General features: G+C 60.8%; 18 protein-coding genes. 12 read left to right on the top strand and 6 right to left on the bottom strand.

The window, feature by feature from the left end; all coding sequences use genetic code 11:
• Nucleotides 1-15 precede the first annotated feature (15 nt).
• Complete coding sequence (locus KW841_RS06010; RefSeq protein WP_218474435.1) at nt 16-879, top strand: MBL fold metallo-hydrolase; 864 nt, start codon at nt 16-18, stop codon at nt 877-879.
• A 127-nt stretch (nt 880-1,006) separates the two neighbouring features.
• A complete protein-coding gene (locus KW841_RS06015; protein ID WP_218474437.1) occupies nt 1,007-1,867 on the top strand; it encodes a tyrosinase family protein in 861 nt (286 codons plus the stop codon).
• A gap of 13 nt (nt 1,868-1,880) precedes the next feature.
• Here KW841_RS06015 and bkdR read toward each other — a convergent pair whose 3' ends face one another.
• Nucleotides 1,881-2,369, bottom strand: coding sequence for a Bkd operon transcriptional regulator BkdR (bkdR, locus tag KW841_RS06020; protein ID WP_007976593.1), 489 nt, complete (start codon nt 2,367-2,369; stop codon nt 1,881-1,883).
• Nucleotides 2,370-2,554: 185 nt separating this feature from the next.
• Between bkdR and KW841_RS06025 the strand changes: the two genes are divergently transcribed.
• The 5 genes from KW841_RS06025 (at nt 2,555) to KW841_RS06045 (ending at nt 8,812) form a co-directional block, all read left to right on the top strand.
• Nucleotides 2,555-3,790, top strand: coding sequence for a 3-methyl-2-oxobutanoate dehydrogenase (2-methylpropanoyl-transferring) subunit alpha (locus KW841_RS06025; protein WP_007976592.1), 1,236 nt, complete (start codon nt 2,555-2,557; stop codon nt 3,788-3,790).
• Between the two features lies 1 nt (nt 3,791).
• Nucleotides 3,792-4,850: an alpha-ketoacid dehydrogenase subunit beta gene (locus tag KW841_RS06030; RefSeq protein WP_015095444.1), complete on the top strand. Its 1,059-nt coding sequence runs from the start codon at nt 3,792-3,794 to the stop codon at nt 4,848-4,850.
• On the top strand, nt 4,851-6,122 hold the full coding sequence (locus KW841_RS06035) for a dihydrolipoamide acetyltransferase family protein (RefSeq protein WP_218474439.1): 1,272 nt from the start codon (nt 4,851-4,853) through the stop codon (nt 6,120-6,122).
• An 18-nt stretch (nt 6,123-6,140) separates the two neighbouring features.
• Nucleotides 6,141-7,523 carry a dihydrolipoyl dehydrogenase gene (lpdA, locus tag KW841_RS06040; RefSeq protein ID WP_218474441.1) on the top strand — a complete coding sequence of 461 codons (1,383 nt, stop codon included), beginning with the start codon at nt 6,141-6,143 and terminating at the stop codon, nt 7,521-7,523.
• A 269-nt stretch (nt 7,524-7,792) separates the two neighbouring features.
• Complete coding sequence (locus KW841_RS06045) at nt 7,793-8,812, top strand: branched-chain amino acid aminotransferase (RefSeq protein ID WP_102701816.1); 1,020 nt, start codon at nt 7,793-7,795, stop codon at nt 8,810-8,812.
• Between the two features lie 280 nt (nt 8,813-9,092).
• Here KW841_RS06045 and KW841_RS06050 read toward each other — a convergent pair whose 3' ends face one another.
• Nucleotides 9,093-9,866: a helix-turn-helix transcriptional regulator gene (locus KW841_RS06050; RefSeq protein WP_218474443.1), complete on the bottom strand. Its 774-nt coding sequence runs from the start codon at nt 9,864-9,866 to the stop codon at nt 9,093-9,095.
• A 79-nt stretch (nt 9,867-9,945) separates the two neighbouring features.
• On the opposite strand from KW841_RS06050, the gene KW841_RS06055 reads away from it, so the two are divergent.
• Nucleotides 9,946-11,067, top strand: a complete 1,122-nt coding sequence (locus tag KW841_RS06055) for a cytochrome P450 (RefSeq protein ID WP_218474445.1) — start codon at nt 9,946-9,948, stop codon at nt 11,065-11,067.
• A 7-nt stretch (nt 11,068-11,074) separates the two neighbouring features.
• Here KW841_RS06055 and KW841_RS06060 read toward each other — a convergent pair whose 3' ends face one another.
• The gene (locus KW841_RS06060; protein WP_218474447.1) at nt 11,075-11,551 is read right to left on the bottom strand and encodes an MEKHLA domain-containing protein; all 477 of its coding nucleotides are present in this window, start codon (nt 11,549-11,551) and stop codon (nt 11,075-11,077) included.
• Between the two features lie 200 nt (nt 11,552-11,751).
• Between KW841_RS06060 and KW841_RS06065 the strand changes: the two genes are divergently transcribed.
• Together KW841_RS06065 and KW841_RS06070 are read left to right on the top strand one after the other, a co-directional pair.
• Nucleotides 11,752-12,813, top strand: coding sequence for a M4 family metallopeptidase (locus KW841_RS06065; RefSeq protein ID WP_218474449.1), 1,062 nt, complete (start codon nt 11,752-11,754; stop codon nt 12,811-12,813).
• On the top strand, nt 12,810-13,133 hold the full coding sequence (locus KW841_RS06070) for a protealysin inhibitor emfourin (protein ID WP_218474451.1): 324 nt from the start codon (nt 12,810-12,812) through the stop codon (nt 13,131-13,133). The genes KW841_RS06065 and KW841_RS06070 overlap by 4 nt, the downstream gene beginning before the upstream one ends.
• 19 nt (nt 13,134-13,152) lie before the next feature.
• Here KW841_RS06070 and KW841_RS06075 read toward each other — a convergent pair whose 3' ends face one another.
• Nucleotides 13,153-13,491: an FKBP-type peptidyl-prolyl cis-trans isomerase gene (locus KW841_RS06075; protein WP_126046106.1), complete on the bottom strand. Its 339-nt coding sequence runs from the start codon at nt 13,489-13,491 to the stop codon at nt 13,153-13,155.
• A gap of 173 nt (nt 13,492-13,664) precedes the next feature.
• On the opposite strand from KW841_RS06075, the gene KW841_RS06080 reads away from it, so the two are divergent.
• Nucleotides 13,665-14,738, top strand: a complete 1,074-nt coding sequence (locus KW841_RS06080) for a sensor domain-containing diguanylate cyclase (RefSeq protein WP_218474453.1) — start codon at nt 13,665-13,667, stop codon at nt 14,736-14,738.
• A 160-nt stretch (nt 14,739-14,898) separates the two neighbouring features.
• On the opposite strand, the gene KW841_RS06085 is transcribed toward KW841_RS06080, so the two are convergent.
• Nucleotides 14,899-15,939, bottom strand: a complete 1,041-nt coding sequence (locus tag KW841_RS06085) for a M48 family metallopeptidase (protein WP_218474456.1) — start codon at nt 15,937-15,939, stop codon at nt 14,899-14,901.
• Nucleotides 15,940-15,963: 24 nt separating this feature from the next.
• A complete protein-coding gene (locus tag KW841_RS06090; RefSeq protein WP_218474458.1) occupies nt 15,964-16,569 on the bottom strand; it encodes a LemA family protein in 606 nt (201 codons plus the stop codon).
• 215 nt (nt 16,570-16,784) lie between these two features.
• On the opposite strand from KW841_RS06090, the gene KW841_RS06095 reads away from it, so the two are divergent.
• Nucleotides 16,785-18,089 (top strand): MFS transporter, encoded by a 1,305-nt coding sequence (locus KW841_RS06095; protein ID WP_218474460.1) that lies wholly within the window; start codon nt 16,785-16,787, stop codon nt 18,087-18,089.
• The last annotated feature ends 3 nt before the right edge of the window (nt 18,090-18,092 follow it).

Genomic DNA, 18,092 nt, shown 5'->3' on the forward strand with positions numbered 1-18,092 from the left:
CTCAGGTTCATGTCCATGCCGGCACTGATTGAAGCGTTCCTCGACCCCGCCTCCTCGACCTACAGCTACGTGGTCTACGAGGCTGATGGCGGGCAGTGTGCGATTGTCGACCCCGTGCTCGACTACGACGGTGCGGCCGGGCGTACCGCGACCACCCAGGCTGACAAAATCATCGCCTTCGTCCGAGCCCACACACTGCAAGTGCAATGGCTGCTGGAAACCCACGCCCACGCCGATCACCTGTCCGCCGCGCCCTATCTGCGCGAGCAACTGGGCGGCAAAATCGCCATTGGTGAGTCGATCAGCAAGGTCCAGGACGTGTTCAAGGCACTGTTCAATCTGGAGCCATCATTTCGCGTCGACGGTTCGCAGTTCGATCACCTGTTCGCCCCCGACGAATCGTTCATGATCGGCAACCTCAAGGCGACCGCCCTGCACGTGCCCGGTCATACGCCGGCGGACATGGCCTACCTGATCGACGCAGATGTGATTCTGGTGGGCGATACGATGTTCATGCCCGATGTCGGCTCTGCCCGTTGTGATTTCCCCGGTGGCAATGCCAACCAGATGTTTGCCTCGATCCGCAAGCTGCTGGCCTTCCCCGCCAGCGTGCGCCTGTACGTCTGCCACGACTACCCACCGGAAGGACGCGCCCCCGAATGCATGACCACCGTCGGTGAACAACGCAAAAACAACATTCACGTGCGCGACGGTATCGACGAAAACGCCTTCGTGGAAATGCGCACCCGGCGCGATTCGGGGTTGGGGATGCCGACACTGTTACTGCCGGCGATCCAGGTGAATGTGCGGGCGGGGAATTTACCTCCGGCGGAGGAAAACGGCGTGGTTTATCTAAAAATTCCGCTAAATACCCTATAAGAAAAGGCACCGAACGGCTCGGCACGAATGCGTTTACCTACAGGCTCTGGCGATAGGGGTGAACTGGCATATCTTTCGTCAGGAACTCAGACTTCATTGGGCAAATAACCAATGGAGATTTTGCAATATGGATATCCGTCGCAACCACCGTGACATGACGCAACAACAGAAAGACGCCTTCATCGGGGCCATCCTGATGCTGAAAAACAACGTCGACAGCGTGCTGCGGCCCGGGCAACAAAATCGCTACGATGACTTTGTGCAGATTCACAAAAACTCTATGGGTCTGGGCAACCCACTTATTCCCAGCCCGCATCGCAGCCCGTTGTTTTACCCTTGGCATCGCATTTTGATTCGCCAATTCGAACTCGCCCTGCAGGGCGCCGCCAACGACACGAGCATTACCCTGCCCTACTGGAACTGGAAAATCACCGGAGCAGACAACCCATTCACATCAAACTTCATGGGCGGGAACGGTGACAATACACAAGACAATCGCGTTACAAGCGGACCATTTTCCAGGGAACACTCTCAATTCGAGGTAAGGGTATGGGACGCGGAAGCAGGCAACCCAGGCTTACGCCGCAATTTTGGGCAGATCGGTGTGTTGCCGTCGGCCGAAGCCGTCGTGTCCGCTCTCAATAGAACGCCCTACTGGATGGAGCAGAGCGGTTGGGAAAACTATTCAGAAGTTGAACTGCACAATTCGGTACATGCCTGGATAGGGGGCAATATGGCTGAAGCGTCCTCGTCCAACGACCCAATATTTTTCTTGCATCATTGCTATCTCGATCTGTTATGGGAGCGCTGGAAACACCAGCACCCGAATGTTCCTGGCTTTTCGCCTCGAGACAACGCTCCCAATGGGGTAGAGGGATCAACGCTGATTTTTCATCCAGACAACGAACCTGCTCCCTGGGAACAAACCTATACAGTTGAACAAACGTTCTTTACTTCTAATCTCGATTATCGATATGACTACCTATGACGGCACCTGATACTCAATTGCCGAGGGTCAGGCCATTCGCCGGCAACGGCAGCGCGGTCTTATAGCGCACCTGCTTGAGCGCAAAGCTCGAACGTATGTTCGCCACCCCAGGCACCTTGGTCAGGAAATCCATCATGAAACGCTCCAGCGACTGGATGGTCGGCACCAGCACCCGGATCAGGTAGTCCGGGTCGCCGGCCATCAGGTAGCACTCCATCACCTCGGGGCGGTCGGAAATCGCTTCTTCGAAATGCTGCAACGCCTCTTCCACCTGCTTCTCCAGGCTGACGTGAATGAACACGTTCACGTGCAACCCCAGCAGGTCGGCATCGAGCAGCGTCACTTGCTCGCGGATCACCCCCAGTTCTTCCATGGCCTTGACCCGGTTGAAACACGGCGTCGGCGAGAGGTTCACCGAGCGTGCGAGGTCGGCGTTGGTGATGCGCGCATTCTCCTGAAGGCTGTTGAGAATGCCGATGTCGGTACGGTCCAGTTTGCGCATGAGACAAAACCACCTGTTTTTTTTGTTTATGCAGGTTTTTTATCTGCAAATGATCTTTGGCGCAACGAAACAGAGAGAAATATTCTTCTTGGGCGGGCCTATGATTGTTGTAGGACAAGATTTCTTCTACCGAACGAAATCTGTCAGCTCACTACAAGAAACTCACAAGATCGAGCGTAGAAGCCATGACCCAAGCGTATGAACCGCTGCGCCTGCACGTCCCCGAACCCTCGGGCCGTCCCGGCTGTAAAACCGACTTCTCCTACCTGCATCTGACCGATGCCGGCACGGTGCGCAAACCCCCAATCGACGTTGAACCGGCTGACACGGCTGACCTGGCTCGTGGCCTGATCCGTGTGCTCGACGACCAGGGCAATGCCCTGGGGCCGTGGGCCGAAAACGTGCCGGTGGAGATCCTGCGCAAGGGCATGCGCGCCATGCTCAAGACCCGCATCTACGACAACCGCATGGTGGTCGCCCAGCGTCAGAAAAAAATGTCGTTCTACATGCAGAGCCTCGGCGAGGAAGCCATCGGCAGCGCCCAGGCCCTGGCCTTGAACATCGACGACATGTGCTTCCCGACCTACCGCCAGCAAAGCATCCTGATGGCCCGCGACGTGCCGCTGGTCGACCTGATCTGCCAGCTGCTGTCCAACGAGCGCGATCCGCTCAAGGGCCGGCAATTGCCGATCATGTACTCGGTCAAGGAGTCCGGTTTCTTCACCATCTCCGGCAACCTCGCCACCCAGTTCATCCAGGGCGTGGGCTGGGGCATGGCCTCGGCGATCAAGGGCGACACCAAAATCGCTTCGGCCTGGATCGGCGACGGCGCCACCGCCGAGTCGGACTTCCACACCGCCCTGACCTTCGCCCACGTGTACCGCGCGCCGGTGATCCTCAACGTGGTCAACAACCAGTGGGCAATCTCCACCTTCCAGGCGATCGCCGGTGGTGAAGCCACCACCTTCGCCGGTCGCGGCGTTGGTTGCGGCATTGCCTCCCTGCGGGTCGACGGCAACGATTTCTACGCCGTGTACGCCGCCTCCGCCTGGGCCGCCGAACGTGCGCGCCGCGGCCTCGGCCCGACGATGATCGAATGGGTCACCTACCGCGCCGGCCCGCACTCGACCTCCGATGACCCGTCGAAATACCGCCCTGCCGATGACTGGAGCCACTTCCCGCTCGGCGATCCGATTGCGCGCCTCAAGCAGCACCTGATCAAGGTCGGCCAGTGGTCCGAAGAGGAACACGCCGCGGTCAGCGCCGAACTCGAAGCCCAAGTGATCGCCGCTCAGAAAGAAGCCGAACAGTACGGCACCCTCGCCGGCGGCCAGATTCCAAGCGCGGCGACCATGTTCGAAGACGTCTACAAAGAGATGCCGGAGCACCTGAAGCGCCAGCGTCAAGAGTTGGGGATCTGACATGAACGATCACAACAACAATATCGAGCTGGAAACCGCCATGACCACGACCACCATGACCATGATCCAGGCCCTGCGCTCGGCCATGGATGTGATGCTTGAACGTGACGACAACGTCGTGGTCTTCGGCCAGGACGTGGGCTACTTCGGCGGCGTGTTCCGCTGCACCGAAGGCCTGCAGAACAAATACGGCACCTCCCGGGTGTTCGACGCGCCGATCTCCGAAAGCGGCATCGTCGGTGTCGCCGTGGGCATGGGCGCCTACGGCCTGCGTCCGGTGGCCGAGATCCAGTTCGCCGACTATGTCTACCCGGCCTCCGACCAGATCATTTCCGAAGCCGCCCGCCTGCGTTATCGCTCGGCAGGCGAGTTCACCGCTCCGATGACCCTGCGCATGCCGTGCGGCGGCGGTATCTACGGCGGCCAGACCCACAGCCAGAGCATCGAGGCGATGTTCACCCAGGTCTGCGGTTTGCGCACGGTGATGCCGTCCAACCCGTACGACGCCAAGGGCCTGTTGATCGCCTCCATCGAAAACGATGACCCGGTGATCTTCCTCGAGCCCAAACGCCTGTACAACGGCCCGTTCGACGGCCACCACGACCGCCCGGTAACCCCGTGGTCGAAACACCCTGCCGCGCAAGTCCCGGACGGTTACTACACCGTGCCGCTGGACGTCGCTGCGATCACCCGTCCGGGCAAGGACGTCACCGTGCTGACCTACGGCACCACCGTGTACGTATCGCAAGTCGCTGCTGAAGAAAGCGGCGTTGACGCCGAAGTCATCGACCTGCGCAGCCTGTGGCCGCTGGATCTGGAAACCATCGTCAAATCGGTGAAAAAGACCGGCCGTTGCGTGGTGGTGCACGAAGCGACCCGTACCTGCGGTTTCGGTGCCGAACTTGTGTCGCTGGTGCAAGAGCATTGCTTCCACCACCTGGAAGCGCCGATCGAACGCGTCACCGGTTGGGACACCCCTTACCCGCACGCGCAAGAGTGGGCGTATTTCCCAGGGCCGTCCCGAGTGGGCGCGGCGTTGAAACGGGTCATGGAGGTCTGAATGGGCACGCACGTCATTAAAATGCCGGACATTGGTGAAGGCATTGCAGAAGTTGAATTGTCGGTCTGGCACGTCAAGGTCGGCGACATGGTCGTCGAAGATCAGGTGCTGGCCGATGTCATGACCGACAAGGCGATGGTCGATATCCCGTCGCCGGTGCATGGCAAGGTGATTGCCCTCGGTGGCCAGCCGGGCGAAGTCATGGCGGTTGGCAGTGTGCTGATCAGCATTGAAGTCGAAGGCGCGGGCAACGTTAAGGAGTCGGCGCAACCGGCTCCTGCGAAAGAAGCGCCAGTGGCAGCACCTAAAGTCGAAGCCGTGGTTGAAAGCAAACCGGTCGCGGCCCCAGCGCCGAAAGCGGCTGTATGCCAGGGCCCGATGGTTGCTCGCGCAGCCGATGAACGTCCGCTGGCGTCCCCGGCCGTGCGCAAGCATGCGCTGGACCTGGGCATTCAGCTGCGCCTGGTACGTGGCAGCGGCCCGGCCGGCCGTGTGCTGCATGAAGACCTGGATGCCTACCTGGCTCAGGGTCAGTCGAATGCATCGACGGTCAGCAGTGCTTACACCCAGCGCACCGACGAACAGCAGATCCCGGTGATCGGCATGCGCCGCAAGATCGCCCAGCGCATGCAGGACGCCACCCAGCGCGCCGCCCACTTCAGCTACGTCGAGGAAATCGACGTCACCGCCGTCGAAGAGCTGCGCGTGCACCTCAACGAAAAACACGGTGCGACTCGCGGCAAGCTGACCTTGCTGCCGTTCCTGGTCCGCGCCATGGTCGTCGCCCTGCGTGACTTTCCGCAGATCAACGCCCGCTACGACGACGAAGCCCAGGTCATCACCCGCCTCGGCGCCGTGCATGTCGGCATTGCCACGCAAGCCGATATTGGCCTGATGGTGCCGGTGGTACGTCACGCCGAAGCCCGCAGCCTGTGGGACAGCGCAGCGGAAATCTCGCGTTTGGCCACCGCCGCGCGCAACGGCAAGGCCAGCCGCGATGAGCTGTCCGGCTCGAGCATCACCCTGACCAGCCTCGGCGCCCTGGGCGGCATCGTCAGCACGCCGGTGCTGAACCTGCCGGAAGTGGCGATTGTCGGCGTGAACAAGATCGTCGAACGGCCGATGGTGATCAAAGGCCAGATCGTGGTCCGCAAGATGATGAACCTCTCCAGCTCCTTCGATCACCGCGTGGTCGACGGCATGGACGCGGCGCTCTTCATCCAGGCCATTCGTGGCCTGCTCGAACAACCCGCCACGCTCTTTGTCGATTAAGCATTTGTGGAGAAAGTCATGCAGACACTGAACACCACGCTGCTGATCATCGGCGGCGGTCCCGGCGGTTATGTGACGGCGATCCGCGCCGGCCAGCTGGGCATCCCGACTATCCTGGTGGAAGGCCAATCCCTGGGCGGCACCTGCCTGAACATCGGCTGCATTCCGTCCAAGGCACTGATTCACGTCGCCGAGCAGTTTCATCAGACGCAGCAGCACCATCAGCTTTCGGCCCTGGGCATCAGCGTTTCGACACCGACCCTGGACATCACCAAGAGCGTCGAATGGAAAGACGGCATCGTCGATCGCCTGACCACCGGCGTTGCCGCGCTGCTGAAAAAGAACAAGGTCCAGGTCGTTCAAGGCTGGGCCAAAGTGGTTGACGGTAAAACCGTCGAGGTCGGCGACACACGCATCCTGTGCGAGCACCTGGTGCTGGCCACCGGTTCGAAAAGCGTGAACTTGCCGATGCTGCCGATTGGCGGGCCGATCATCTCGTCCACCGAAGCCCTGGCGCCGACATCCGTGCCCAAGCGCTTGATTGTGGTCGGCGGTGGCTACATCGGTCTGGAGCTGGGCATTGCCTATCGCAAGCTCGGTGTCGAGGTCAGCGTGGTGGAAGCGCAGGAGCGCATCCTGCCGGCCTACGACGCCGAACTGACCCAGCCTGTGCACGACGAATTGAGAAAACTCGGCGTGAAGCTTTACTTGAAACATAGCGTTCAAGGCTTTGATTCAAAAGAAAATACATTGCAAGTACTGGCCCCGAACGGCGCGACCCTGAACCTGGAAACCGACCAGGTGCTGGTGGCCGTCGGTCGCAAGCCGAATACCCAGGGCTGGAACCTCGAAGCGCTGAACCTGGACATGAACGGTTCGTCGATCAAGATCGACAACCGTTGCCAGACCAGCATGCGCAACGTCTATGCCATCGGCGACCTGAGCGGCGAACCGATGCTCGCGCACCGGGCCATGGCCCAGGGCGAGATGGTCGCTGAGCTGATCAGCGGTAAATCCCGCGAGTTCAACCCGACCGCCATCGCCGCCGTGTGCTTCACCGACCCGGAACTGGTGGTGGTCGGCAAGACCCCGGATGAGGCCAGGACTGCAGGTCTGGACTGCATCGTGTCGAGCTTCCCGTTCGCCGCCAATGGCCGGGCGATGACCCTGGAGTCGAAAAGCGGCTTCGTGCGTGTGGTCGCCCGTCGGGACAATCATGTGATTGTCGGTTGGCAGGCGGTGGGGGTTGGCGTGTCCGAATTGTCCACGGCGTTCGCGCAAAGCCTGGAGATGGGTGCGCGGCTGGAAGACATCGGCGGCACCATCCATGCGCATCCGACGCTCGGCGAGGCGGTGCAGGAAGCGGCGTTGCGTGCGCTGGGGCATGCGCTGCATCTGTGATTCAGAACGATTGGTGGCTTGACTGTTGGCCTCTTCGCGGGCAAGCCCGCTCCCACAGTGATTGTGGTGCTTGCAAGATCTATGGCATACCAAGAATCCAATGTGGGAGCGGGCTTGCTCGCGAATTTTCAAGGGCGACATCATTTATCTGCCGATCAGCCGATAGTCCGGGCTGCGAAATTGGCCCGGAATGAAGTATTGTTGTCCCCATCCAAAAAACGTCAGAAGCCTTGAACCGTTTCGGCGGTTGTTAAGTGATAGAGGGTGTCATGGGTAACGAAAGCATCAATTGGGACAAGCTGGGTTTTGACTACATCAAGACCGACAAGCGCTATCTGTCGTACTTTCGCAATGGCGAATGGGACAAGGGCACCCTGACCGAAGATAACGTGCTGCACATCAGCGAAGGCTCCACGGCCCTTCACTATGGCCAGCAATGCTTCGAAGGCATGAAGGCCTATCGTTGCAAGGACGGCTCGATCAACCTGTTCCGCCCGGACCAGAACGCCCTGCGCATGCAGCGCAGCTGCGCCCGCCTGCTGATGCCGCAAGTCGACACCGAGCAATTCATCGAAGCCTGCAAGGCCGTGGTCCGTGCCAACGAGCGTTTCATTCCGCCCTACGGCACCGGCGGCGCGCTGTACCTGCGCCCGTTCGTGATCGGCGTGGGTGACAACATCGGCGTGCGTACCGCCCCCGAGTTCATCTTCTCGATCTTCTGCATCCCGGTCGGCGCCTACTTCAAGGGTGGCCTGACCCCGCACAACTTCCAGATCTCCAGCTACGACCGCGCTGCGCCACAAGGCACCGGTGCGGCCAAGGTCGGTGGCAACTACGCCGCCAGCCTGATGCCGGGCTCCAAGGCCAAGAAAGCCCACTTCGCCGACGCCATCTACCTGGATCCGATGACCCACACCAAGATCGAGGAAGTCGGTTCGGCCAACTTCTTCGGGATCACCCACGACAACAAGTTCGTGACCCCGAACTCGCCATCGGTACTGCCGGGCATCACCCGTCTGTCGCTGATCGAGCTGGCCAGGACCCGTCTGGGCCTGGAAGTGGTTGAAGGCGACGTGTTCATCGACAAGCTCTCCGACTTCAAGGAAGCCGGTGCTTGCGGTACTGCGGCGGTGATCACACCGATTGGCGGCATCGACTACAACGACCACCTGCACGTGTTCCACAGCGAAACCGAAGTCGGCCCGGTCACCCAGAAGCTCTACAAAGAGCTGACCGGCGTGCAAACCGGCGACATCGAAGCGCCAGCGGGCTGGATCGTCAAGGTCTGACCTGACGCCAGACGCACAAAAGCCCCCCCATCGGGTGACCGGTGGGGGGCTTTTTGTTTGCATCGTACTGACGAGTCCCCCCCTGTGGGAGCGGGCTTGCTCGCGAAGGGGCCGTCAGATTCGACATCATCATTGCCTGACACACCGCTTTCGCGAGCAAGCCCGCTCCCACACTGGTTTTGTGTCGTTCGCAGATCTTGTGCACACTGAAAATCCCTGTGGGAGCGGGCTTGCCCGCGAAGGCAGCATGTCAGTCACCACAGAAGCAACCGGAAAAATGCTATTGATCGTTAATGGATGCACCTGGTGTTGTCAGCGCTACCGCGATTGGTAATCCTTTGCCATTGCCTTCAACCAGCAGCGGCAACTCAAGCCCGAACCGCCCCGCCATCTCCTTGCGCCCCAACGCCGTCAGCGCCAACGCCCGACTGTCCAGATCCTGGGTCACCCACTGGCGCTTCAGCGCCGTTTGCAGCAACGCCGCCCCCAGCGACCCGCCCAGATGCGGCCGACGCATGCTCCAGTCCAGGCACGGGCAGGCAAAACGGCGGCGCAGCGTGCTCAGATCCTGCACTTCAATCCCTAGCCCCTGAAACATTGCCGAACCACTGTCACTCAAGCGATAGGCCTGTTCGTCGGTTTCCTTCAGCCAGCCCGCCTCGAGCATCCGGTCATGCAACAGTACCGCCAGGGTGCCCGCCATATGGTCATAGCAGGTGCGGGCAAACTGCAGGCGATCCGGGGTCCGCGCCTGGAAGCGCGGCGCCGTGTTCTGGCCGATCACCATCAACGCTTCCAGGGCCTGGGCGACGCGTTTGTCCGCCAGGCTGTAATAGCGGTGACGTCCCTGGACGTGCAGCCGTACCAGCGCCAGCTCCTTGAGCCTGGCCAGGTGGGCACTGGCGGTCGACGCGCTGACTTCGGCCACCGCCGCCAGTTCGGTGCTGGTGCGGGCATGGCCGTCCATCAGCGAACAGAGGATTTTCGTCCGCGCCGGCTCGGCGATGGCCGCCGCCACCTGCGAGACGCCCATGTCGTGTTGTTCTGCGCTCATATTTCGCTCCCGGACGAATCAACGCCCTTTCGGACTGGAGATAGTAGCAACACTTTCCAACAACAAAAGGCTGTGACCCATGGACCCGATCATCGCTGCGACCCATGCCGATCCTTATCCCTACTACGCACAACTGCGTGCCGAGGGCGGGCTGGTTTTTCATCCGGGGCTGAACATGTGGGTGGCCAGCAGCGCCCGGGCGGTGGCCGCCGTGCTGGCGCATGCCGATTGCCAGGTTCGCCCCGCGCAGGAGCCCGTCCCCAGGGCGATTGCCGATGGCATGGCCGGCCAGGTGTTCGGCCAGTTGATGCGCATGAACGAGGGTGAGCGCCAGCAATGCCCACGGTCGGCGATTGCGCCGGGGCTGGATGTGATCGATACGCGGGAAGTCGAGAGCCTGGTCAGCGCCCGGTTGATCTGCGCCGACGCCGTCGGCCTGTACAACGCCATGTTCCGTGGGCCGGTGTGCGTGCTGGCGGCGTTGCTGGGATTCACCCCGGCTCAGGGCCGAATCATCAGCGAACTGACGGCGGACTTCGTGGCTTGCCTGTCGCCCTTGAGCACCTCGGCACAGCTATCCGCCGCCCATGCCGCCGCCGAACAACTGAGCGGTTACTGTGTCGAGCTATTGGCCGACCCGGACAACCACAGCCGTCTGCTTGCAGGCATCCGCCAGCGCTTCACCGGCGGCGTACCGCAAACGCTGATCGCCAACCTGATCGGCCTGTTTTCCCAGACGTTCGACGCCACGGCCGGGCTGATCGGCAACACTGTGCTGGCGTTGACTCAACACCCGTCGTTACTCAGCGAGTCACCCCATGTCGACGATCTGCTGGCCGAAGTGCAGCGCTTTGACCCGCCGGTACAGAACACCCGCCGCTTCGTCGCCGCCCCCTGCGAGATTGACGGCACAAGGCTGAATGCCGGGGACATCATCCTGGTGCTGCTGGCCTCGGCCAATCGCGACCCACAGCTCAACGACAACCCCGACGCGCTCCTGCTCGACCGCCCGAACCGGCGCAGTTTCACTTTCGGTGCGGGGCGCCATCAATGTCCGGGGCAGACACTGGCGTTGAGCATTGCCGGCGCTACCGTCCGGCACATTCTGGCGCTGAAGCCGGGACTGGATCGCCTGACCTGGGATTATCGCCCGTCCGCGAATGGACGAACTCCGCTGTTCAGGGATTGGCCGGTCGCTTGATCGACGCTCAGTCCAACTGCCCAACCCGTGCAGCATCCGGCCAGAACAACGCCGCCTGCCCCAAACGCACACCCTGCTGATCAACCAGCGTCCACACCTTGCCTTCATGAATCATGAAGGCACTGCCCTGCCGATCCACCCGATAACCACTGTAGCCATGAGCAATGCCATGGGCCGTGACCTGCTCCAGAAGCGTCTGGCGCAGGTCACGGTCCAGCGGTGATGCACTGAAACGTGAAGGCATGCCGATGAACTGCTCGCGCGGGTACTTGAAACTGGCGAGGGCCTGCTCGTTGGCGTAATAAAACAGCGGATCGGCCTCGGTGCCATGGGCCAGCAAAGCGAAAGGCGCGCGAGCATGCAGCCAGGCCAGGCGCTCGTCTTCGCTCAGCGATTGCGGAGCCGGCAAGCGCCCACCGGTCCAGTGCCGGTAAGCGACATCCAGCAGTTGAACCATCTCCAGAAATTCATTGGTTGGCGACATGGGCTTCCTGTAAGGCGGGTGAGTTCAAACACAACACCTGTGGGAGCGAGCGGGCTCGCGACGGTGGCGTGATATTCAACATCATTGTTGACCGACCTGTCGATATCGCGAACAAGCCCGCCCAAGGACCCTGTACGGAACCGAACGCGGGGTGCCCGGATCACATCAGTATCGACCGCTGTCACGCCAGGGATGCACTGATGACCGACTCACCAGCACTGCGCAGTTTTATCCCGCCCTACATTCTCAACCGCATCATCGCCCACGGTTCAGAGCCGCAGCGCACGGCGGCGATGTTCACCCTGCATCATGTGCAAAACCTGCTGCCCAATCCCGGGCCACCTTCGCGGCCGCCGGAGCGGGCGATTCTGCCGCCGCCCGGAAAGCCGGGAGTGGCCCAGCGCAGCCTGCACGACGCCCAGAACAAAATGCTCTTGCCGGGTATGCCGGTGCGAATGGAAGGCCAGCCGGCCACAGGCGATGCGGCCGTCGATGAAGCCTACGATGCACTGGGTGCCAGCTATGATTTCTTCTGGAAGGTGCTGCGCCGCGACTCGATCGATAACAAGGGATTTGCCTTGGTCGGCAGCGTGCATTATGGCCAGGGATACGAAAACGCCTTCTGGAATGGTGCGCAAATGGTCTTCGGCGACGGTGACGGGGAAATTTTCCAGCGCTTCACCCGCTCGCTGGATGTGGTCGCCCATGAACTGGCCCATGGCGTGACCGAAAGCACGGCCGGGCTGATCTACGCCAACCAGTCCGGCGCCTTGAACGAGTCGCTGTCGGACGTGTTTGGCATCCTCACCAAGCAATTCGTCCTTGGCCACACCGTCGAGCAGGCGGACTGGCTGATCGGGGCTGACTTGCTGACGCCAAAGATCAATGGCAGAGGGCTGCGCTCGATGTCCCATCCGGGCACGGCCTACGACGACCCGCTGTTGGGCAAGGATCCGCAACCGGATCACATGCGTGAATTCGTCATCACTCAGGAGGACAATGGCGGTGTGCACATTAATTCCGGCATCCCCAATCGCGCGTTTTATCTGGCGGCCAGAGCGCTTGGCGGGTTCGCCTGGAAGAAAGCCGGGGTGATCTGGTACGACGCCCTGTGCGACAAACGCCTGAATCCGGACGCCGATTTCGATGCCTTCGCCCGGCTGACCGTCGACCATGCCGCCCAACGCTTCGGTGCGCGAGAAGTCGAGGCCGTGCGCCAGGGCTGGGCTCAAACGGGCATCGAAATCACGGAGACCCTATGAAAACCCTGCCTGCATTGGGCGACGACGCCCGGGTTCGCCTCTCCCGCCAGGGTGGTTTCGCGGCGATTCACGCCTTGAGCCGCCCTCGGGAGATTGAGTTTGCGCAATGCGACATCAGCCAGCGCACCCGCATCTGCTCGGTACTGGAGGGTTGCCTGACCCTGGACAGCACGGTATCCGGGCGTGGCGACCAGCGCTTTTACCAGATAGAGGTGAACTATCGGTCAGGCGAACAGGAAGACCGGATGGTGCTTAAAGTGCCGGAGGACCAGGCACCGGGAGAGCTGGTCCATCTTTGGGACACGGGGCAGTTGCTGTAGCTCTCCCCGCCCCGACCGGTCAATCATCCCGCGTCAGCACTTCCAGCAATTCAATTTCGAAGATCAGGTTCGAATTCGGCGTGATCTTGCCCATGGTGCGTTCGCCATAGGCCAGGTGCGCCGGCACCAGCAACTTGCGCTTGCCACCGACCTGCATGCCCAGGATGCCCTGGTCCCAGCCCTTGATGACCCGCCCGGTGCCGATCACGCACTGGAAGGGTTTGCCCCGGCTGTAGGAAGAATCGAATTCGGTCCCGTCCTCCAGCCAGCCACGGTACTGGGTGGTGATCAGCGCGCCTTTTACCGCGGCTTTTCCGTCACCCAACTGCAGATCGATTACCTGAAGCTCGTCATTCATTGAATTCACTCGTATGCTCACTCGCCCTCAAGGGCCTGATGGGCGCCGTTTTCCCAGATTTGCCCGCGATTGGCAACCATTGCCGTCTGCTCGCGCTGCGTTCAAAGCTGTTGGCTGAACTAAAATAATCAACTATTACCCGTACGGTTCAACGCCCTGATGGCCATGCCCGAATGATCCTGCTCTGGACCAGCGTCATCCTTGGTTCAATGACGCTCACCCTGATCGTCGCGCTGGTCTGGCGCGAGCGCTCGCTGCACAAGCAACTGGCGCAGTACCGCGAAATCATCAACAGCCTGTCCGAAGGCCGGAACATCCACCAGGATGGCGACGTAGAGCGCTTCAAGCGCAGCCAGTATTTCGCTCGCATCGGCACCTGGGATTGGGATGTCGACACCGACCGCCTGTACTGGTCCGACGCGATTTTCGGCATGTTCGGGTTCAAGATCGGTGAAGTGACGCCCTCCTACGCCCTGTTCTGCTCCTGCGTGCATCCTGACGACCGGCTGAGGGTCCGGGCCGGCGAACTGCGTTGCCTGGAAACCGGCGAGAACCATGATGAGGAATACCGCGTGGTCTGGCCCGACGGAACGATCCGCTGGCTGCGGGAAACCGGCAACGTGGTCAAGAATGACCACGACGAAACGATCAAGATGATGGGCGTGGTACGCGACATCACCGAAGAAAAGGCCTCGGCCAACTACCTCAAGCACCTGGCCCATTTCGACCCGCTGACCGGCCTGCCCAATCGCCTGGTGCTCGAAGAGCGCCTGTCCGAGGCGCTGGAGCAGGCGCGCGCCAGCGCAACGCGGGTGGCGCTGGTGTTTGTCGATCTCAATGGTTTCAAGGCGATCAATGACCGCTATGGCCATGCGGCCGGCGACCGCGTGCTGGTCACTACCGCCACACGGCTCAAGCGCATTCTGCGCGGCTCCGACACCGTCGCGCGGATCGGTGGCGACGAATTCGTGGTCATCCTCCAGGACTTGCCCCAAGGCAACAGCCTGCAGGACGAAGCGCGCAGCATCTGCCAGAACATCTTCGCCGAGCTCTCCCCGCCCATCACCATCGGCAACGACCAGCGCCACATCGGCACCAGCCTGGGCGTCGCCGTGTTCCCCGATCATGCGCCGAGCATTGATCGCCTGCTGCACATTGCCGACCTGGCGATGTACGAGGCCAAGCGCAGCGGGAACAATCAGTATCGACTGGGCACCGAGAGCGTGGTGCGGTTGTATAGCCAATAAGGCTGCGTCGTCCGACTACGCCAGTTCCGGAAAGATTCGCGACTCTTTGCGGTTTGTAGATCAGGCACGGTACCGAAGGGTCAATGATCACCCCGGCAAACAGACAGCCCAACACCCTCCACGACTGGAGACACTCGAGCGGTGCCGATCGTTGTTCCTGCTAAACGCTCACTTTCTTCTTTCTACGCTGGAACCCTGGCACCTTGACGGCAGGAAACACGCCATCCCACTGCGCATCGATGCGCCAGATTCGCTCACTCAAATCAGGATGACTGGCCAGCAAACGGTCCAGGGACGAAGTCCCGCCCGCACAGAAGTACAGGTGACTGAACTCGTCTGCCCGGTCTGCGCTCATGTGCGAGCCTTGCGCATGGCCGCCAATTTTTTTCAATGCGCCGGCAATACTGTGTGGGTTACGGGTGTACTGCACCGCGGTGGCATCAGCCAGAAACTCCCGTTGCCGACTTACGGCGGCCTTGATCAGGCTGGCCATAAAACTCCCGGCAAACCCGGCGATGCACAAAACCACGCCGACCAGCAGGGCCACCAGCTTAAGACGGTTGTCACCGTTCTCACGGTTACTGACTCGACTCACTCTCAGCAGTATCAGACTGCCCGCCAGGCCAAGCACCAGCAAGCCGTTGACGGTCGCCAGCATGTGCATGTTCAGGCGCATATCGCCGTTGAAGATGTGGCTGAACTCATGGGCAATCACCCCTTGCAGTTCTTCGCGTGTGAGCAGCGATATCGCTCCCTGCGTCACGCCGATCACTGCGTCCTGTGGAGTGAACCCGGCGGCGAAGGCGTTGATGCTCTCATCCGGTAGCAGATAGATTGGCGGTACGGTCATGCCCGAGGCGAGAGCCATTTCTTCGACGACGTTGATCAGGCGCTGCTCTTCGAGCGTTCGTGCGCCTTGATTGATCAGACGCCCGCCCAGGCTTTCGGCGATGACTTTGCCTCCGTGCCGTAGTTCTGCGTATTTGAACAAACTGCCCATCAGTACGACGGCGGTGATGACCGATGCCGTAATCTGCACCGCTTCCCAGTTGATCGCCAGAGCACCGCTGCCATCGTCGGCATGTTTGAGGCTGAAAACGAGGGAAGTCATGGTGATCAGGCTCAGCACCGCCAGGATCATCAATATCACGAGTAGCGCCGTTCGGTGTCTGGACTGACGCTGTTGTTCAAAAAAGTTCATCGGACCGTCCGTGGGCAAATTGCGTCAGAAGGAAACCTGGGGGGCTTGTTGAATGGACGCGGTGTCGGAAAACTCCAGCGGTGTAGCGTCGGCGGAATGGCCGAAGCGGGCTGCCAACAGCACGGCGGGGAAGCTCTGCTTGAGATTGTTGTAAGCCAGCACGGCATCGTTGTACAACTGACGCGCGAACGTCACTTTGTTTTCGGTGCTGCTGATCTCTTCACTCAGTTGCTGCATGTTCTGCGAAGCCTGGAGTTCGGGGTAGGCTTCCAGGGTGACGTTCAGTCGCCCCATGGCGCTGTTGAGTGCGCCATCAGCCAGACTCAGTTGTGCAATATTGCGCGCATCACCCGGTTGTGCCTGAGCCGCCTTGAGCCCGGCCAACGCGGTATTGCGTGCGGTAATGACGGCCTCAAGGGTTTCGCGCTCGTGGGCCAGATAGCCCTTGGCGGTTGCTACCAGGTTAGGGATCAGGTCGTAGCGCCGCTTGAGTTGAACCTCAACCTGCGCGAAGGCATTTTTGATTTCGTTGCGACGGGCGACCAAACCGTTGTAGAGCCCGATCGCATACAGAATGCAGAGAGTCAGAACGGCCAAAATGACCAGCAGGATGATGCCGTTGGTACTCATGGTGTGATGTCCTTGTTCACGCGGCGGGAATATTGCGCAGGATGTTAACGGAATATCCTGTTTTATGTGAGCACGCGCATTGATCCGCTTTGCACATCAATGCATGTCAACAATGCAATTAACATATCGATGCCCCTGCTCCACTATCCGCCCCAATAAGAACCGTGCGCCGCGTCCAGCCGGCGCACGTCATAAAAGCGGTGGAGTACAGATCAATGACAGCATCAATCCAACGGCCCGCGACTGCCGGTCGCTCCCGGGCCAGCGCAATCTTCCGGGTCACCTCGGGCAACTTCCTCGAACAGTTCGACTTCTTTCTTTTTGGTTTCTATGCCACGCAGATCGCTGCCGTGTTCTTTCCGGCCAGCAGCGAATTCGCCTCGCTGATGATGACCTTTGCCGTGTTCGGCGCAGGCTTTCTGATGCGTCCGTTGGGCGCCGTGGTGCTGGGTGCCTATATCGATGACGTGGGTCGACGTAAAGGGTTGATCGTGACCCTGTCGATCATGGCCAGCGGTACGGTCCTGATTGTGCTGGTGCCCGGTTACGAAACCATCGGTTTGTTCGCCCCGGCCCTGGTGCTGATCGGGCGGCTGTTGCAGGGCTTTTCCGCCGGTGCGGAACTGGGTGGCGTGTCGGTGTATCTCGCCGAAATCGCCACACCCGGCCACAAGGGTTTTTTCACCAGTTGGCAGTCGGGCAGCCAGCAAGTGGCGATCATCGTCGCCGCCGCACTGGGTTACGCCTTGAACCAGTGGATGGCGCCGAGTGTGATTACCGACTGGGGCTGGCGGATTCCGTTCTTCGTCGGCTGCATGATCGTGCCCTTCATCTTCCTGCTGCGCCGCAACCTGGAAGAAACCGAAGAGTTCGCCACCCGTAAACACCGCCCGAGCATGGGTGAGGTGTTCCGCACCCTGGGGCAAAACTGGCTGGTCGTATTCGCTGGCATGATGATGGTCGCCCTGACCACCACCGCCTTCTACCTGATTACGGTGTACGCACCGACCTTCGGTAAAACCGTCCTGCACCTGAGCACGTCCGATGCGCTGCTGGTGACATTACTGGTGGGTGTTTCGAACTTCATCTGGCTGCCGATTGGCGGTGCACTTTCGGACCGTATCGGTCGACGCCCGGTGTTGATCGCCATGGCCTTGCTGGCCATCGCCACCACTTACCCGGTGCTGACCTACCTGGTGAACGCGCCCAGTTTCATCCACATGCTGCTGGTGCTGTTGTGGCTGTCGTTCATCTACGGCCTGTACAACGGCGCGATGATCCCGGCGCTGACAGAGATCATGCCCGTGGAAGTCCGGGTGGCCGGTTTCTCCCTCGCCTACAGCCTGGCCACGGCCGTGTTCGGCGGGTTCACCCCGGCGATGTCGACCTTGCTGATCCAGTACACCGGAGACAAGGCGGCGCCAGGCTACTGGATGAGTTTTGCAGCACTGTGCGCGTTGTGCGCGACGCTCATGCTCTATCGCCGCGCTTCGAATCATCTGCAACCGGTGGCGTCGTGAACC

The sequence above is a fragment of the Pseudomonas sp. PDM28 genome (assembly GCF_019219115.1).
GTDB lineage: Bacteria > Pseudomonadota > Gammaproteobacteria > Pseudomonadales > Pseudomonadaceae > Aquipseudomonas > Aquipseudomonas laurylsulfatiphila.

Coding starts and splice junctions, on each gene's coding strand:
- KW841_RS06010 (WP_218474435.1), top strand. CDS start 16: ATGCCGGCACTGATTGAAGCGTTCCTCGACCCCGCCTCCTCGACCTAC.
- KW841_RS06015 (WP_218474437.1), top strand. CDS start 1,007: ATGGATATCCGTCGCAACCACCGTGACATGACGCAACAACAGAAAGAC.
- bkdR (WP_007976593.1), bottom strand. CDS start 2,369: ATGCGCAAACTGGACCGTACCGACATCGGCATTCTCAACAGCCTTCAG.
- KW841_RS06025 (WP_007976592.1), top strand. CDS start 2,555: ATGACCCAAGCGTATGAACCGCTGCGCCTGCACGTCCCCGAACCCTCG.
- KW841_RS06030 (WP_015095444.1), top strand. CDS start 3,792: ATGAACGATCACAACAACAATATCGAGCTGGAAACCGCCATGACCACG.
- KW841_RS06035 (WP_218474439.1), top strand. CDS start 4,851: ATGGGCACGCACGTCATTAAAATGCCGGACATTGGTGAAGGCATTGCA.
- lpdA (WP_218474441.1), top strand. CDS start 6,141: ATGCAGACACTGAACACCACGCTGCTGATCATCGGCGGCGGTCCCGGC.
- KW841_RS06045 (WP_102701816.1), top strand. CDS start 7,793: ATGGGTAACGAAAGCATCAATTGGGACAAGCTGGGTTTTGACTACATC.
- KW841_RS06050 (WP_218474443.1), bottom strand. CDS start 9,866: ATGAGCGCAGAACAACACGACATGGGCGTCTCGCAGGTGGCGGCGGCC.
- KW841_RS06055 (WP_218474445.1), top strand. CDS start 9,946: ATGGACCCGATCATCGCTGCGACCCATGCCGATCCTTATCCCTACTAC.
- KW841_RS06060 (WP_218474447.1), bottom strand. CDS start 11,551: ATGTCGCCAACCAATGAATTTCTGGAGATGGTTCAACTGCTGGATGTC.
- KW841_RS06065 (WP_218474449.1), top strand. CDS start 11,752: ATGACCGACTCACCAGCACTGCGCAGTTTTATCCCGCCCTACATTCTC.
- KW841_RS06070 (WP_218474451.1), top strand. CDS start 12,810: ATGAAAACCCTGCCTGCATTGGGCGACGACGCCCGGGTTCGCCTCTCC.
- KW841_RS06075 (WP_126046106.1), bottom strand. CDS start 13,491: ATGAATGACGAGCTTCAGGTAATCGATCTGCAGTTGGGTGACGGAAAA.
- KW841_RS06080 (WP_218474453.1), top strand. CDS start 13,665: ATGATCCTGCTCTGGACCAGCGTCATCCTTGGTTCAATGACGCTCACC.
- KW841_RS06085 (WP_218474456.1), bottom strand. CDS start 15,939: ATGAACTTTTTTGAACAACAGCGTCAGTCCAGACACCGAACGGCGCTA.
- KW841_RS06090 (WP_218474458.1), bottom strand. CDS start 16,569: ATGAGTACCAACGGCATCATCCTGCTGGTCATTTTGGCCGTTCTGACT.
- KW841_RS06095 (WP_218474460.1), top strand. CDS start 16,785: ATGACAGCATCAATCCAACGGCCCGCGACTGCCGGTCGCTCCCGGGCC.